This is a genomic window from Arthrobacter sp. 05T420 (assembly GCF_056396305.1).
This window is the reverse complement of sequence record NZ_JBFTLG010000028.1, coordinates 22,617-36,956: the sequence shown is the minus strand read 5'-3', so window position 1 is coordinate 36,956 and position 14,340 is coordinate 22,617. Positions and strand designations below refer to the sequence as shown.

At 66.5% G+C, this 14,340-nt stretch carries 13 protein-coding genes, 1 tRNA gene, 1 other RNA gene and 1 pseudogene; 6 read left to right on the top strand and 10 right to left on the bottom strand.

The window, feature by feature from the left end; genetic code table 11:
* Positions 1-172 precede the first annotated feature (172 nt).
* On the top strand, positions 173-796 hold the full coding sequence (locus AC1DEM_RS21075) for a GNAT family N-acetyltransferase (RefSeq protein WP_476886224.1): 624 nt from the start codon (positions 173-175) through the stop codon (positions 794-796).
* Between the two features lie 9 nt (positions 797-805).
* Here the strand turns inward: AC1DEM_RS21075 and map are convergent, their stop codons facing one another.
* Positions 806-1,573, bottom strand: coding sequence for a type I methionyl aminopeptidase (gene map, locus AC1DEM_RS21070; protein ID WP_476886223.1), 768 nt, complete (start codon positions 1,571-1,573; stop codon positions 806-808).
* A gap of 77 nt (positions 1,574-1,650) precedes the next feature.
* Between map and AC1DEM_RS21065 the strand changes: the two are divergent.
* Positions 1,651-2,074: pseudogene (locus AC1DEM_RS21065) on the top strand (DNA alkylation repair protein).
* Here AC1DEM_RS21065 and mptB read toward each other — a convergent pair.
* Positions 2,067-3,692 carry a polyprenol phosphomannose-dependent alpha 1,6 mannosyltransferase MptB gene (gene mptB, locus AC1DEM_RS21060; RefSeq protein WP_476886222.1) on the bottom strand — a complete coding sequence of 542 codons (1,626 nt, stop codon included), beginning with the start codon at positions 3,690-3,692 and terminating at the stop codon, positions 2,067-2,069. The pseudogene AC1DEM_RS21065 and the gene mptB overlap by 8 nt on opposite strands.
* 169 nt (positions 3,693-3,861) lie before the next feature.
* Here mptB and orn point away from each other — a divergent pair, with 169 nt between their 5' ends.
* The 4 genes from orn to def all read left to right on the top strand — a co-directional run bounded on the left by orn (position 3,862) and on the right by def (position 6,731).
* Positions 3,862-4,494 carry an oligoribonuclease gene (gene orn / locus AC1DEM_RS21055; RefSeq protein WP_476886221.1) on the top strand — a complete coding sequence of 211 codons (633 nt, stop codon included), beginning with the start codon at positions 3,862-3,864 and terminating at the stop codon, positions 4,492-4,494.
* Positions 4,495-4,686: 192 nt separating this feature from the next.
* Positions 4,687-4,759, top strand: a tRNA-His gene (locus tag AC1DEM_RS21050).
* Between the two features lie 204 nt (positions 4,760-4,963).
* Positions 4,964-6,118 carry an acyl-CoA dehydrogenase family protein gene (locus AC1DEM_RS21045; protein ID WP_476886220.1) on the top strand — a complete coding sequence of 385 codons (1,155 nt, stop codon included), beginning with the start codon at positions 4,964-4,966 and terminating at the stop codon, positions 6,116-6,118.
* 40 nt (positions 6,119-6,158) lie between these two features.
* On the top strand, positions 6,159-6,731 hold the full coding sequence (gene def / locus AC1DEM_RS21040) for a peptide deformylase (RefSeq protein ID WP_476886219.1): 573 nt from the start codon (positions 6,159-6,161) through the stop codon (positions 6,729-6,731).
* A 154-nt stretch (positions 6,732-6,885) separates the two neighbouring features.
* Here the strand turns inward: def and AC1DEM_RS21035 are convergent, their stop codons facing one another.
* From AC1DEM_RS21035 to rnpB, 8 genes are all read right to left on the bottom strand, one after another.
* The gene (locus AC1DEM_RS21035) at positions 6,886-7,596 is read right to left on the bottom strand and encodes an alpha/beta fold hydrolase (protein WP_476886218.1); all 711 of its coding nucleotides are present in this window, start codon (positions 7,594-7,596) and stop codon (positions 6,886-6,888) included.
* A gap of 9 nt (positions 7,597-7,605) precedes the next feature.
* Positions 7,606-8,064 (bottom strand): DUF1579 family protein, encoded by a 459-nt coding sequence (locus AC1DEM_RS21030; protein ID WP_476886217.1) that lies wholly within the window; start codon positions 8,062-8,064, stop codon positions 7,606-7,608.
* Between the two features lie 69 nt (positions 8,065-8,133).
* A complete protein-coding gene (gene ppk2 / locus AC1DEM_RS21025) occupies positions 8,134-9,006 on the bottom strand; it encodes a polyphosphate kinase 2 (protein WP_476886216.1) in 873 nt (290 codons plus the stop codon).
* 166 nt (positions 9,007-9,172) lie between these two features.
* The gene (locus tag AC1DEM_RS21020) at positions 9,173-9,970 is read right to left on the bottom strand and encodes an HNH endonuclease family protein (RefSeq protein WP_476886215.1); all 798 of its coding nucleotides are present in this window, start codon (positions 9,968-9,970) and stop codon (positions 9,173-9,175) included.
* 109 nt (positions 9,971-10,079) lie between these two features.
* The gene (locus tag AC1DEM_RS21015; RefSeq protein WP_476886214.1) at positions 10,080-10,289 is read right to left on the bottom strand and encodes a hypothetical protein; all 210 of its coding nucleotides are present in this window, start codon (positions 10,287-10,289) and stop codon (positions 10,080-10,082) included.
* A 102-nt stretch (positions 10,290-10,391) separates the two neighbouring features.
* A complete protein-coding gene (locus tag AC1DEM_RS21010; protein ID WP_476886213.1) occupies positions 10,392-11,882 on the bottom strand; it encodes a glyceraldehyde-3-phosphate dehydrogenase in 1,491 nt (496 codons plus the stop codon).
* 299 nt (positions 11,883-12,181) lie between these two features.
* Entirely contained in the window at positions 12,182-13,792 is a 1,611-nt protein-coding gene (locus tag AC1DEM_RS21005) for a GMC family oxidoreductase (RefSeq protein WP_476886212.1), read from the bottom strand.
* 147 nt (positions 13,793-13,939) lie between these two features.
* An RNA gene (rnpB, locus tag AC1DEM_RS21000) (RNase P RNA component class A) lies at positions 13,940-14,333 on the bottom strand.
* Between the last annotated feature and the right edge of the window lie 7 nt (positions 14,334-14,340).

Below are 14,340 nucleotides of genomic sequence, written 5' to 3'. Positions count from 1 at the left end.
CTGGAACCTCCAGACGTTCAAATGTGGCTCTACCAGTCCACACCCCGCACCAGATTGCGGAACAGACCGTGGACCGGCAACCCACGAACCTCTTTGAACCCGGGGTTCCAGTCCTACGTCAGGCGATCACCACACTTCATATCGTCTAGGCCGCCAGGCGCTACCTCTTTCCATGAGCGAAGCAGAGCCCCGGAGCCAGGGAGCCATTACCACCGCCGCGGCGGACTGGCCCGACGTCGAGCGCCTCTTCGGCGTCCGCGGCGAACCCTCACGCTGCTGGTGCCGGTTCTTCGCCTTGACCGGCAGCGAGTGGTCCGCGTCGACCCCTGAGGAGCGCAAGAGCCAGCTGCGGGACAAGTTCGACGCCGGCCAGCCTGCGCCCGGAGTCCTGGCCTTCCGCGGCGGGAACCCCGTGGGCTGGTGCGCCGTCGAGCCCCGCGGATGCTATCCGAGGATCCTGCGCTCGAAAGTTCTGACGACCGCCCCTGACGTGGTCCGGGATGCCGGCGGGAACCCGGCGTGGTCGGTCAGTTGTTTCGTCGTCTCCCCCGGCCAGCGCCGGACCGGCGTAGCGCGGGCACTGCTTGCGGCCGCCGCCGATCACGCCTTCGCCCACGGTGCCAGGGTGGTGGAGGGTTACCCGGTCGATCACGCGCAACGGCCCAAGGCGGGCCCGGCAGACCTCTATCACGGCACGTTGGGGCTCTTCCTGGCCGCCGGCTTCACGGTGGCCAGCGACGCTGTGCCCGGACACGCCGTCGTCCGCCTGACATCACCGCCGCCGGCTGGCGTCTAGCGCGGGGCCCTAAGGCAGCGTCAGGATCACGGGCCCGTCCGCGGTGATGGCCACGGTGTGCTCGCTGTGCGCGGCGCGGCGACCGTTCGCGGAACGGAGGGTCCATTCGTCGTCGTCATGGTAATAATCGTCCTTGCGGCCGAGAATCAGCATCGGCTCGATGGCGATGACCAGGCCCTCGGTCAGTTTGATGCCACGGCCGGGGCGCCCGTCGTTCGGTACGGGCGGCTCGGCGTGCATGGTCCGGCCGATCCCGTGGCCGCCGTGGTCGGCAAGAAGTCCGTACCCTGCCCGGCGCGCCGCCCCGCCGATCGCGTAGGCGAGATCCCCCATCTTGTTCCCGATCCTTGCAGCGTCGATCCCGCGGGCCAAGGCGGCGTCCGTGGCCTCGATGAGCGCCTGGTCCACCGGGTCCGCGGTCCCCACGATGAAGCTGACGGCGGCATCGCCGCACCAGCCCTCCAGGAACGCGCCGCAGTCTACGCTCAGCAGGTCCCCGTCCTGCAGCCGGTACTCGTTCGGGATGCCGTGCACGACGGCGTCGTTGACGGACGTGCAGATGACCCCGGGAAACGGCACTGAGGCCCACCGCGGCCGGTAGTTCAGGAACGCCGGCGTGGCGCCGGCACCGGCGATGGACGCCGCGGCGACGTCGTCCAGTTCCTTGAGCGAGACGCCGACGGCGGCGGCCTCCCGGACCCGCCCCAGCGTGTTGGCAACCACCCGGCCCGCCTCGCGCATCAGGGCGATCTCTTCAGGACTCTTGATCATGGACATGGGTTTCCTTCCGACGCGGAGCCGCGGCTTGCTGGGTTCAACTCTAAAGCCCGCCGAGGGATGTCTACAGTGGCTTCATGGTCACCACTGAACTGATTGACGCGATCCGCGTCCGCCTGCACGCGGCCGCCGATCCAGGCCGCGCCGCGGGGGCGCAGGCCTATATGAAGTCGCAGATGCCCTCCCTGGGCGTGCGGGTTCCCGAGGTCCGCGCGATCGTCAAGGCCGCGGCCGCGGCCCACCCGGCGGGCCGCCATCACGGCGCAACTGGGGGCGAAGGCCGGCACTGACACGGCTCTCTTGGCCGCCGTGATTGAGGCCAACCTCAATGATCCGGAGTTCTTCATCCGCAAGGCGATCGGCTGGGCGCTGCGCCAGTATGCCAGGACGGATCCGGCCTGGGTGCGGGCGTTCGTGCAGCGGCACTGGGACGAACTCAGCCCGCTCTCCCGCAAGGAGGCGCTCAGAAACCTGGCGGCAACCAGAATCAGCGCTAGATGATCGGCCGCGTGGTGACCGGCTCGTCCGACTTGCTGAACAGCAGCTTGGTCTTCGGGTCCAGGAAGATCAGGTACAGGGCAAACAGCAGGGCGATGATCGCCGCGGCGTTGCGGGCCAGCGCCAGGGCCAGGCCCAGGTCCGCGGTCTGCAGGTACGGGAAGACGTCCAGCTGGTCCGAGATCGCGTACACCATGAAGAAGGACACAATGAAGTAGAGCGCCTTGACCTGCCAGTCATCGCGGATGCCGGTGACGGCAAAGAGCGGGATGAGCCAGACGATGTACCAGGACTGGATCATCGGGGACAGGAGCACGACGGCGGCGAACGCCAGGGTGAGCCGGCGCATCAGGCGATCGTAGTCACCGCGGAAGATCTGCCAGGCGACGATCCCCACGGCGAGGAGCTTGCCGGCGTCGAACGCCCACTTGGCCAGCCCCCAGCCGTCGAGCCCGAAGGTGTTGGCGATGGACGCCACGATAAGGCCCATCAGGCCAACGGGCGCGTACCAGATCCAGATGCTGCCCGGGGCGGACAGCCCGTTGATCCAGCCGAAGCCGAAGCCATTAACCCGGCTCATGAGATACAGCAGGGCCAGGCTGATGCCGGCCGTGAGGGCCCAGAAGACGAACTTGCGCGGCCAGCTGGCGCCCTTGCCAGCCCAGAGCAGGCCGATGAACGGCAGGAAGACCACCGTGATCGGCTTGACCGAGATGGACAGCGTGACCAGCACGATCCCGAGGATGACCCGGCGGGTGGCGCAGTAATAGAGGCCGGCGAGGGCAAGGCCGATCATGAGGGAGTCGTTGTGGACGCTGGCGATGAAGTTGGTGAGGAACAGCGGGTTGGCTGCCGTCAGCCACAAGGCCCGGTTCGGGTTCACGCCGTGCAGCTCGGCCAGTTTCGGCACGTAGATCACGCACAGGACCACGCCCACCAGTGCGGCCACCCGGAACAGCATGATGCTGCCTTCCGGGTGCACGTTGGTGGCCCAAACCACGAACTGTTCGATCCACAGGAACAGCTGGCCGTACGGGACGGGGGCCTCGGTCCACATCCTGTCGGCGCCCAGCTGGAAGTAGTTGGACAACGCCGAAATGCCGTTTTCGTAGGGGTTGAAGCCCTCCACCATGAGCCGGCCCTGGCCGATATACGCGTAGACGTCGCGGCTGAACAGCGGCACGGAGAACATCAGGGGCAGGCCCCAGGCCGCCGTCGCCTGGAGCGTGGCCTTGCGGGCCCCGGCTCCCCATACCCGGACTCGTTGGCCGAGCCGAAGCCAAGCGCGGACCAGCAACATGCCGCCAAAGGCCAGCAGGACAATGGACAGGGCGACGCCCAAGGGCTCGGTGCGCATCCAGATGAACAGCGGAACACGGCGAAGCTCGGAGGCGGGAGCGAGCCAGCCGACGCCCATCGAACCGATCGTCATGAACAGCGATCCCAGGAACCCGGCAAGGATCGGGGACCGGGGGTTGTCGACGTCGCCTACGGCACCGTCCCCCAGCGGGGTGAACTCAGCCGGGCTGAGAGCAGACCGGCCGGATGCAGAGGGGCGGGCGGTTGACGTGCGGGACATACCGGCAGCCGTTTCCCCCGCCGCAGGCACAGGCGCCGTCATGTCAGGATCGTCCAATCTGTTGGGGCCATATTTCCGCCCACAGCCGGCCGCGTTGTACGGCCCGGGGCACCGCGTTCACGAATTAAGTTGACAAAATAATTCGACGGCCGCGTATCCGAAATCCTAGCACCGGACGGCTCCGTGGCGTCGGAACGGTTAGGCTGGGCGGGTGCCTATTACTAACGAACGCATCGTCTGGATCGACTGCGAAATGACCGGCCTGGACACCAAGAATGACGCCCTCATCGAGGTGGCCGCCCTGGTGACCGATTCGGAACTCAACATCCTCGGTGACGGCGTCGACGTCGTGATCAAGCCCGACGACGCCGCGCTGGCCCAGATGAGCGACTTTGTCCGGGACATGCACACTCGGTCCGGCCTCCTTGAAGAGCTCCCGCACGGCAAGACCATGGCCGAGGCGCAGACAGCGGTGCTCGACTACATCAAGAAATGGGTGCCGGACCCGAGGAAGGCACCGCTCGGCGGAAACTCCGTGGGCACCGACCGCGTGTTCCTTGTCCGCGACATGCCCGAGGTGGTGGAGCACCTGCACTACCGGGTCATCGATGTGAGCACCATCAAGGAGCTCTCCCGCCGCTGGTTCGCCCGGGCCTACTTCCAGTCCCCCGCCAAGCTGGGCGGACACCGCGCCCTCGGCGACATCAAGGACTCGATCGACGAACTCCGGTATTACCGCGAGGCCGTGTTTGTCCCCGCGCCCGGACCGGACAGTGCCACGGCCCAGCGGATCGCCAAGCGTGTCATGGTCGGCGACGCCGCCGCGCCCGCCCCGGCGGAGTAGCGGCACGCCGCAGGTACCCGCCGGCGATTCACCGCCGCCGGGACGTGGCGCAGGAAAGTAATCTGCGCCACGTTTCGCGGAAATTTTGATGAAAACCGCAAAAGTGGCAAAACCATCCCCAAACAGCAGGTAAGCTATTTGTCGTTGCCTTTCCAGCCAGCCGGTTCGCCGGAGGGCCTGATACGGCACATGGTGGGCGTAGCTCAGTTGGCAGAGCGCCTGGTTGTGGTCCAGGAGGTCGCGGGTTCAACCCCCGTCGCTCACCCTCATGAAGGACGGCAGTGATTGTCCGACCTTTTCCAAAGGCCGCACCGGATATCCGGTGCGGCCTTTGTTGTCTGTGCTGAGTTATTCGTCCGTGCCTGTGTCCGTTTCTGTGCTGGTGCTCGATCGCCGCTGTACGGGCCGGCCGCGAAGGGCTCGGAGTACGGCGCAGTTGTCCCGGGATCTGTCATTGGAAGGAAACGCAGTGAAGCGCACGCTCTTTGAAGAAGACCACGAGATGTTCCGTGAGATGGCCGCCGAATTCAACGTGCGCGCCATTGCCCCGCACTACGCCCAGTGGGACGAAGAGCACATGATGTCCCGGGAGCTGTGGTCGGCGGCCGGCGACCAGGGCCTGCTTGGCCTCGCCGTGCCGGAAGAGTTCGGCGGCATGGGAATGTCCGACTACCGCTTCCGGGCAGTGCTCGATGAAGAATTCGCCAAGAGCAACCACCTCGCGGTCGGCCTCGCGTTCCACCTGCACGACGACATGGTCCTGCCCCACCTGCTTGCCTACGGTTCCGATGACCTCAAGGCCCGCTGGCTGCCGGGCATGGTCTCCGGCGACAAGGTCACCTCGGTTGCCTGGACCGAACCGGGCGCCGGCTCCGACCTGCGCGGCATCCGCACCAAGGCCGTGCGCGACGGCGACGACTGGCTGATCAGTGGCCAGAAGACGTTTATCGGCAACGGCATCTCCGGCGATGCCTCCCTGGTCCTGGCCCGCACCGACGGCGGCACCGGACGCGGCAACCACGACTCGTTCTCGCTCTTCATGGTCCAGAAGGGCGAGGGCTACAACACCGGCAAGCAGCTGGACAAGATGGGCCTCAAAGCGTCCGACACGGCCGAGCTGTTCTTCGACAACGTCCGCGTCCCGCACGCGGATCTCGTGGGCGAGGAAGGCAAGGGCCTGCAGTACGCGGCCGAACAGCTCCCCCAGGGCCGCCTGGCGATCGCCGTGGCCAGCTCCGCCGTCGTGCGCGCCACCTACGAGGCGACCGTCCGCTACACGAAGGAGCGCAACGCGTTTGGCGAGCGGATCATCGACTTCCAGAACAGCCGCTTCGAACTCGCCGACATCCTCACGGAGGTCGAGGTCACCGAAACGTACGTGGACCAGGCCATGCTGGCCTTCAACGCCGGTGAGCTCGACGCGGCCGGCGCTGCCCGCGCCAAGCTGTGGGCGTCCGAGCGGGCCAAATCCGTCACGGACCGCTGCCTGCAGCTCCACGGCGGCTACGGCTACATCATGGAATACCCGGTGGCCCAGGCCTACCTCGCCGCCCGGCTGCTGACGATCTTCGGCGGCACCAACGAAATCATGCGCGACGTCGTCGGCCGCACCATCGCCGGCTGAGCTGCCGCACCCCCACCAGCACCTGAGGAACGTTACCGACATGACCGTCCTGCCCATCACGATCTGGGGCGAGCCCGTGCTGCACCGCCGGGCCGCGGAAGTCGAAGTCTTCGACGACGAGCTCCGCACCCTGATCGCCGACATGTTCGAGACCAACGACGCCGCCAACGGCGTCGGGCTGGCCGCCCCCCAGGTGGGGGTCGGCAAGCGGCTCTTCGTGTACAAGTACGAGAACGACGACGGCGCCCCGCCCACCGGCGTCGTGGTCAATCCTGTCCTGACGCTCTCCAAGATCTCCGGCGCGCTGCCGGACCCCGACGAGGAAGAGGAAGGCTGCCTGTCCTTCCCGGGCGGCCAGTATCCGCTCAAGCGGGCGGAGTGGGCCAGGGTGCAGGGCTTCGACGGTGACGGGAAGCCGGTTGAATTCGAGGCAACCGGCTGGTTCGCCCGGGTCATCCAGCACGAATACGACCACCTCGATGGCAAGCTCTACGTGAACCGGCTGATCGACCGCTATGCGCGCAAGGCCATGAAGCAGGCCAAGCGCAGCGGCTGGGGCGTTCCGGGCCTGACCTGGATGCCGGGCTTGGATCCGGACCCGTTCGGCCACTGACGCCGGGCAACTAGGCGAGGCTGTACGCGGATTTTCCCCACCTTTGCCGCCGATGCACAGAAAATCGCCGGCGGTTTGGCGGGAAGCGCCGGTAGCGGGTCCCAAAGGTGGGGAATTTCGGCGGAGTTTCCCAGTTGTGCCGTGACCCCGCCGGCTAGCTCCCCGACGTGCGGTCGACGGCGGCCAGGATGGCGTCGCCGAGTTCGGCCGGCTTGGTGAACTGCGGCCAGTGACCGGTGGGCAGGTCCACGTAGTCGACGTCGTGGATCCGGGCGAGTTCCGCGACGTACGGGTGGCCCCCGGCAATCATTTCCCTGAGCGTCGAGGACGGGAATTCGCACGCGATGACGGTGGCCGGGACGTCGAAACGGCGTTCATCCTTGAGCTGCTGCCGGTCCTGGGCCACGCCGCGGGGCTGCGGGACGGCGCGGGCGCGGAACATGGCGCGCACGTCGTCGGTCAAGTCGGTGAGGTCCGCGTCCTCGAAGAGTTCCCACGGCGGCAGCGGCACGTCGTCGCCGTCGGCCGGGAGTTCGTCGTTGATGACGCCACCGTCGGCGAGCGGACCACTGTCCACGTAGATTGCCCGGGCCACCCGGTCCGGGCGGGCATCGACGGCGCCATGGATGATGGCTCCGCCGCCGGAGTGGCCCACAAGGACCACGGGCCCATCGAAGGAATCGATCTTGTCCACGACGGCGTCGATGTGGGTGCGCAGGCCGATCCCGGCGCGCGGCGCATCGGCCGACTCGAGGCCCGGCAGCGTCAGCGGGTAGACCTTATGCCCGGCCGCGGTGAGCGGCGGGGTGACCTTCTCCCACGACGAGGCGTCCAACCAGAATCCGGGTACGAGGATGATGTCCATGCCGGTACCCTACCGTTCGAGTACCAGCTCCACCACCTGGTAGGGGTCCTCAGCTGGGACAACGTTGTGCATGGTGATGCGTCCGCCCTGGCCCTCCCCCGGGTGGATGTGGATCTGCCAGCCCCAGTCCGGGCCGGTCGGCGCCGCGTAGGAGCCGTTGAGCCGGAGGACACCGTCCCCGTCCACGGTCCCGGAGAACTGCATCAGCGCCTTGCCCGTGTGCCAGGAGTCCACCCACACCGCAGTGGCGGGCTCCGCGTCGGTCGCCCCGCCGGCCACGAGCAACAGGCCTTCCTGCGGGCTCTCGCCGTCCGACCACGTGTAGGTGAGGCTCCCGAAATACGCGGCGGTCACCTCCACTGTGGCGGTGGCCGCCGAGTCCCTGTAGTCGTCCGTGGGCATGATCCGGGAGCGGTTTATTCCCTGCCACGTGCCAAGTAACGGCGTCATGTATCGCACAATGTCCATGCTGCAGTCTACTGAGCAAGTCAATTGAGGGCCGCCAATGGAGGACCGTCCGCCCGGGTTCCCGGTCGCTCAGTCCTCGGCCCGCTTTTCCAGGCTTGCTGCGAAGTCCGGGACATAGCGGAACAGTTCCCGCGGCGGGCGCGTATAGTTGATGGCCTTCGGCCGCGCCGGCAGGGTAACCGGCTCTGTCCGCACTTCGGTGTAATCGATGCTGGAGAGCAGGTGGGCGATGAGGTTGATCCTTGCCCGGCGTTTATCTTCGGCTTCCACCACGTACCACGGTGATTCAATGGTGTCCGTCTGCACGAACATGTCGTCCTTGGCCCGCGAGTAGTCTTCCCACCGCAAGATTGCCTCCCGGTCCATCGGCGAGAGCTTCCATTGCCGCATGGGATCATCCAGGCGGGATTTGAACCTCCGCTCCTGTTCCGCATGGCTGATCGAGAACCAGTACTTGAAGAGCAGGATGCCGTCCTCGATGAGGAGCCGTTCAAAAACCGGGCACTGTGCCATGAAGTGTTTGTGCTCCGCCGGGGTGCAAAAGCCCATGACGTGTTCGACGCCGGCGCGGTTGTACCAGGAGCGGTCCATCAGGACGATTTCCCCGGCTGCGGGGAGATGCGCCACATAGCGCTGGAAGTACCATCCACCGCGTTCGCGCTCCGTCGGCGCCGGCAATGCCACTATCCGGGCAAACCGCGGATTCAGGTATTCCGTGACCCGCTTGATCGCACTCCCCTTGCCGGCGGCGTCCCGACCCTCGAAGATGACGAGGACCCGCGCCCCGGTGCTCCGGACCCACTCCTGGAGGGCAACCAGTTCTGCTTGGAGCCGAAGGAGTTCGGCCTCGTAGATTCCGGCGTTGAGCCGGGCGTGCCGTCTTGCGGAGCCCTTCTTGTGACCGGCGTGCCCCTTGCCAGACTCGTTCGTGCGATGTGCCATGGTTTCCGCTCCAGTATTCCGGCGGGCGGCTTGTCCCGCCACGCCCATTCTCGCGGGGTAGCAGAACGGCTACAAGGGTCCTCGAGTCCGGAAGCCGCGACGGGCGGACCCCATTCGTAGGCCATGGATCCCTGCGCAGGACACGGCACGACAGGACACAGTGCCGTCACCGCGGAACGATCGTCGCTTGCCCGGGGCACGATGTGAGGATCCGCTTCATCGCTTCCTTCTCGGCGGACGTGACCCACAGCCGGTAGGCGGCCTTGACGGAAATCTGCCGGGCCACGTAGTGGCAGCGGAACGCCTTGTTGGGCGGCAGCCAGGTGGCGGCGTCGGAGGCGCTTTTGTCCTGGTTGGCGGGACCGTCGACGGCGATCAGGTTGAGGGGATCGTTGGCCAGGTGTTCGCGCTGTTGCGCGGTGAGCTGCTGGGCGCCCTTTTGCCACGCGTCGCCGAGCGCCACGACGTGATCGATCTGCACCGCTGCGCTGGTCTCGGCGCCGCGCCGGAACGCGATCATGCGCCCGGTGTAGGGTTCCTGGAACGTGCCGCCGGCCACCTGGCACCGGGAGCCACGGACAAATTCGGCGGCGGCCAGGTCGCGCCGGAGGATGTCGTTGCGTGTATCGCAGCCGTTGCGGTCGACATCGAGCCAGGCCTGGCCGAACGCGGCGCGGTCATAGTTGTCCCTGGCCGACCGCCCCTTGACCGCAAGGGTGTCGAGCACGCCGGCGGCACTTCCCTCCGGCACGGCCCGGACGGGGTCCACCGCGTTCATCCATCTGCCGGCAAGTACGGGGGCCTCGCTGGGACCCGTGGTCTGCGGCTCCCCGGCGGCAAACTGGCCGGCCGTGAAGAACCAGACCAGGCCGCCGAGGACCGCCAGCCCGGCTGCTGCCAGAAGAATCCACGCCTGGCGGGAGCGGCGCCGGGCACGCCGGAATTCCGTCCAGGTGACGGTCATGAGGGCGGCCGCTGGCGGCGTTCTGACTGCACGTCCCGAGCCTATGCGGGCGCCCCGACACCCAGGAGGTTGTCCACAGTGTTGGGGACCGGTAGCGGAAGCCCGCGGGCTATTGTTCCCGCGTGACCCGTTTCAGGTCGTCGTTGGCCAGATCCAGCAGGCTCTGGAGCTGGCTCACCCGGTCGTCGTTGACTTCGCCGGCGTCGCGTTTGACGATCGCGTCATCCAGCAGCCGCTTCGCTTCCTTCGCGTTGCTCCGTGCGACGTCCAGCGCGTGTTCCAGGGTGGTCTCGTGTTCAATTGCCGGGTTCTGTTCCATGGCTACATTGTGGTTGCCATTCCCGGCTGATTCCAGTGCGTTGGCCGGGAATCAGCCGGGAAAAGAGGAAGATGTCCCGGTCAGGGATATTGCGCCTGCGGACTAGACCTCTACGGGCAGCCCGGCGGCCTCGAGAATGGAGGCGGCGTCCTTGGCGGGGAAGGACGGCGGGTTGACCCCGGCCATTTCCTCCATGACGCGGACCACCTGGCAGCTATAGCCGAACTCGTTGTCGTACCAGACGTACAGCACGAGGTTCTTGTCGTTGGAGATCGTGGCCAGGCCGTCGACGATGCCCGCCCGGCGCGAGCCGACGAAGTCGGTGGAGACAACCTCGGGCGAATCGATGTAGTCGATCTGCTTGCGCAGCTCGGAGTGCAGCGACATTTCCCGCAGGTAGTCGTTGACTTCGTCCTTGGTGGTGCCGTTTTCCAGGCTCAGGTTCAAGATGGCCAGCGACACGTCCGGGGTGGGGACGCGGATGGAGCTGCCCGTGAGCTTGCCGAGCAGCTCCGGCAGCGCCTTGGCGACGGCCTTGGCGGCACCGGTCTCGGTGATCACCATGTTCAGCGCGGCGGAACGTCCACGGCGGTCGCCCTTGTGGAAGTTGTCGATCAGGTTCTGGTCATTGGTGAAGGAGTGGACTGTCTCCACGTGCCCGTGCACCACGCCGTAGCGGTCGTTGATCGCCTTGAGCACGGGGGTGATGGCGTTGGTGGTGCAGGAGGCCGCCGAGACGATCGTGTCCGAGTCGGCGATGGTGCCGTGGTTGATGCCGTGCACGATGTTCTTCAGCTCACCCTTGCCCGGGGCGGTGAGTAGAACACGGGCAACACCCTTGCTCTTCAGGTGCTGGGACAGGCCCTCGGCGTCGCGCCAGCGGCCCGTGTTGTCCACGACGAGCGCGTCGTGGATGCCGTAGGCGGTGTAATCCACCGTGGAAGGGTTGTCCGAGTAGATGACCTGGATCTGCACGCCGTTGGCTGTGATGGTGTCGTTTTCGAGGTCCACCTTGATGGTGCCTTCGAAGGAGCCGTGGACAGAGTCGCGGCGCAGGAGGCTGGCGCGCTTGCTGAGGTCGTTGTCGGACCCGCGGCGGACCACGATGGCGCGCAGGCGCAGGCCGTGGCCGCCGCCTGCCTTTTCGATCAGGAGCCGGGCCAGGAGCCGGCCAATGCGGCCGAAGCCGTAGAGGACGACGTCGGTGCTGGTGCGGTCGTCGCCGCCGCGTTTACCGACAACCTCGGCGAGTTCCTCGCGGAGGAAGGCATCGAGGCTGGCGCCGTCGCCCTCGGCGCGGTACTTCTCGGTGAGGCGGGCAATATCGATCGCCGCTGCGCCGAGGTCCAGCTTGGTCAGGGCCTCCAGCAGCGGGGCCGTCTCCTCGAGGCGCAGTTCTTCCTTGCTCATCCGGCGGGCGAAGCGGTGGGCCTTGAGGATATTCATGGTGGACTTGTTGATCAGGCTGCGTCCGTGGATGGAGGTCACCACGTTGTTCTCGCGGTACAGCCGGCCGATCACCGGGATCATGGCCTCGGCGAGCGCCTCACGGCCCATCCACGTATCAAGACAAGAATCTGACGTCTGGCTCACAGAACTACCTTCCTAGAATCCACCCCCTACGTCCTCGTAAGGGGAAGTCGGCCGCCGGAGGGTGTCCGGTACCGGGCACCGGCAGGGATTCGGTCCACCCCGGGCGCCTCATCGAGCGCAAAGAAAAATCCGCCGGCTGCGAACGCAGACCCGGCGGCAGAACTTCTACGTTCACCATCAATTCTACGGGCGGCGCGGCAGGGTCAGGTGCCCTGCCGGGCGTGAAATGACTCACACACGCCCCCGGGCCCCGGAGGAGCCGGGGAAAACCCGGGGAGCAACTGAGGCCGGGACGCCGCCTACCGGGCGTCGTCGAGGATCATGTCAACGGCTTTTTCCGCGATCATGATGGTGGGCGCCTGGGTGTTGGCACTGATCAGGCGGGGCATGATCGAGGAGTCCACCACCCGCAGTCCCTCAAGCCCGTAGACCTTCAGCCGCGGCGAGACCACGGATTCATCGGAGATTCCCATGGCACAGGTGCCGACCGGATGGTAGGAGGTCCGTCCGTAGGAGCGCACGAAATTCACGTACTCGTCACGGGTTTTCACCCGTGAGCCGTCGCCGATGTGCTCCGCCTTGATAAACGGTGCCATTGAGGACTGCTCCATGATCTGTCGGCTCTGCTGCACGCCGACGATGGTCATCTCAAGGTCGTAGTCGTCGGCGAGGTAGTTCGGATCGATGAGCGGCGGCTGGGTGGGGTCCGAGGACGCCATACGAACTGTTCCCCGGCTCCGGGGCCGCAGGAAGTACGAGTTCAACGTCGCCCCGAATCCCGGCCGCAGGGAGATGGCGGCCTCTGCCCGGGCAGCAGGCAGGAAGTGGAACTGCAGGTCCGGCGTGGAATCGTCCGTGTTTGCGTAGCTGAAGCCACCGGCCTCGACCAGGTTCGAAGCGAACGGTCCCGTGCGGAAAGCGAGGTATTCGAGCCCGGCAAGGGCCGTCGCCGGGCGGACGCGGTTAAAGCGGTCCAGGCTGTGGCCATATGTGAGTTCGTAGATGATGTCCAGGTCGCAGTGGTCCTGCAGGTTCTTGCCGACGCCGGGCAGGGCATGGACGGTGTCGATGCCGGCGGCGGCGAGATCTGCGGGGTCGCCGATGCCCGAAAGCTGAAGCAGTTTCGGCGATCCAAACGCGCCGCTGGCGATGAGCACCTCCCGCCTGGCACTGTAGCTTCGCGCGACTCCGCGTTCCATCGTCTGGATGCCGACCGCCCGGCCATTCTTGATGATCACCTTGGAAACGGTCACGTTGACGCGGACCGTGAGATTGCGGCGCTTGCGCGCGGGTTTGAGGTAGGCCACGGCCGCGCTGCACCGGCGGCCGTTTTTCGTGGTGGTCTGGTAGAAGCCGACGCCGTGCTGTTCGGCGCCATTGAAGTCACTGTTGTACGGCAGCCCGAACTCCTGCCCGGCCCGGACGAAGGCCGCCGAGAGCTTGTGCGGGCGCTTGGGGTCCGAGACTCCGAGCGGCCCTTGGGTTCCGTGGTGGGGTCCCGAGAGTCTGCAGTTGGACTCCGAGCGCACGAAGTACTCGAGGACCTCGTCGGCGGACCAGCCGTCGCATCCGCACTCTTTAGCCCAGCTGTCGTAGTCCTGGGCAACGCCGCGGGTGAAGACCTGGGAGTTGATGGAGCCCCCGCCACCGAGCCCGCGGCCTTGGGCGAGCGGGATACGACGGCCTTTGCTGTGCTCCTGCGGGACGCTCCGGTACTGCCATTGGTACGGGCCTCCCTTGAGTCTTGGGAAGCCCGCGGGCACATGGATGAACGGATGGCGGTCGGATCGGCCCGCCTCGAGCAGCAGCACGCGGACTGCTGGGTCTTCACTTAATCTCCCGGCCAGGACGCTGCCGCCCGTGCCGCCCCCGGCGATCACATAGTCGTACTCCGCATCGTCCGGCACCATGACTCCTCAACCATCGCCGAAACCGCCGCCCCAAGCGTTGAGTGAAGTCTCTAGTTTCGCGGGGATGATGTCAAGCATCTGGATTTACCGGCATCGGTGCAGGTAGGAGGCACGCGGTAGGGAGGACAGGACTACTTGGAGTGTGGGTGGATGGGTTGACCGATACGCCGGGTTCTGTGTTCCCGCGCTGTTACCGGCACGGGAGTAGCGGCCATCCATCTACGGACGCCGTTGCCGACGCCCTCCAGCGGCCTACCCGAACACTCGGGCGAGCAGCCCTCAAACGTGTCCTGTCTGGCCTTGCTCCGGGTGGGGTTTACCTAGCCTTCCCGGTCACCCGGGAAGCTGGTGGTCTCTTACACCACCGTTTCACCCTTACCTGCCCTGCGGCCTGTGCAAGCACATGCCGCACGCAGGCGGTCTGTTCTCTGTGGCACTGGCCTGCGGGTTACCCCGAGTGGGCGTTACCCACCACCCTGCTCTGCGGAGCCCGGACGTTCCTCGAGCCACTTGCGTGACGCGCGGCCGCCTGGTCAACCCATCCGCTG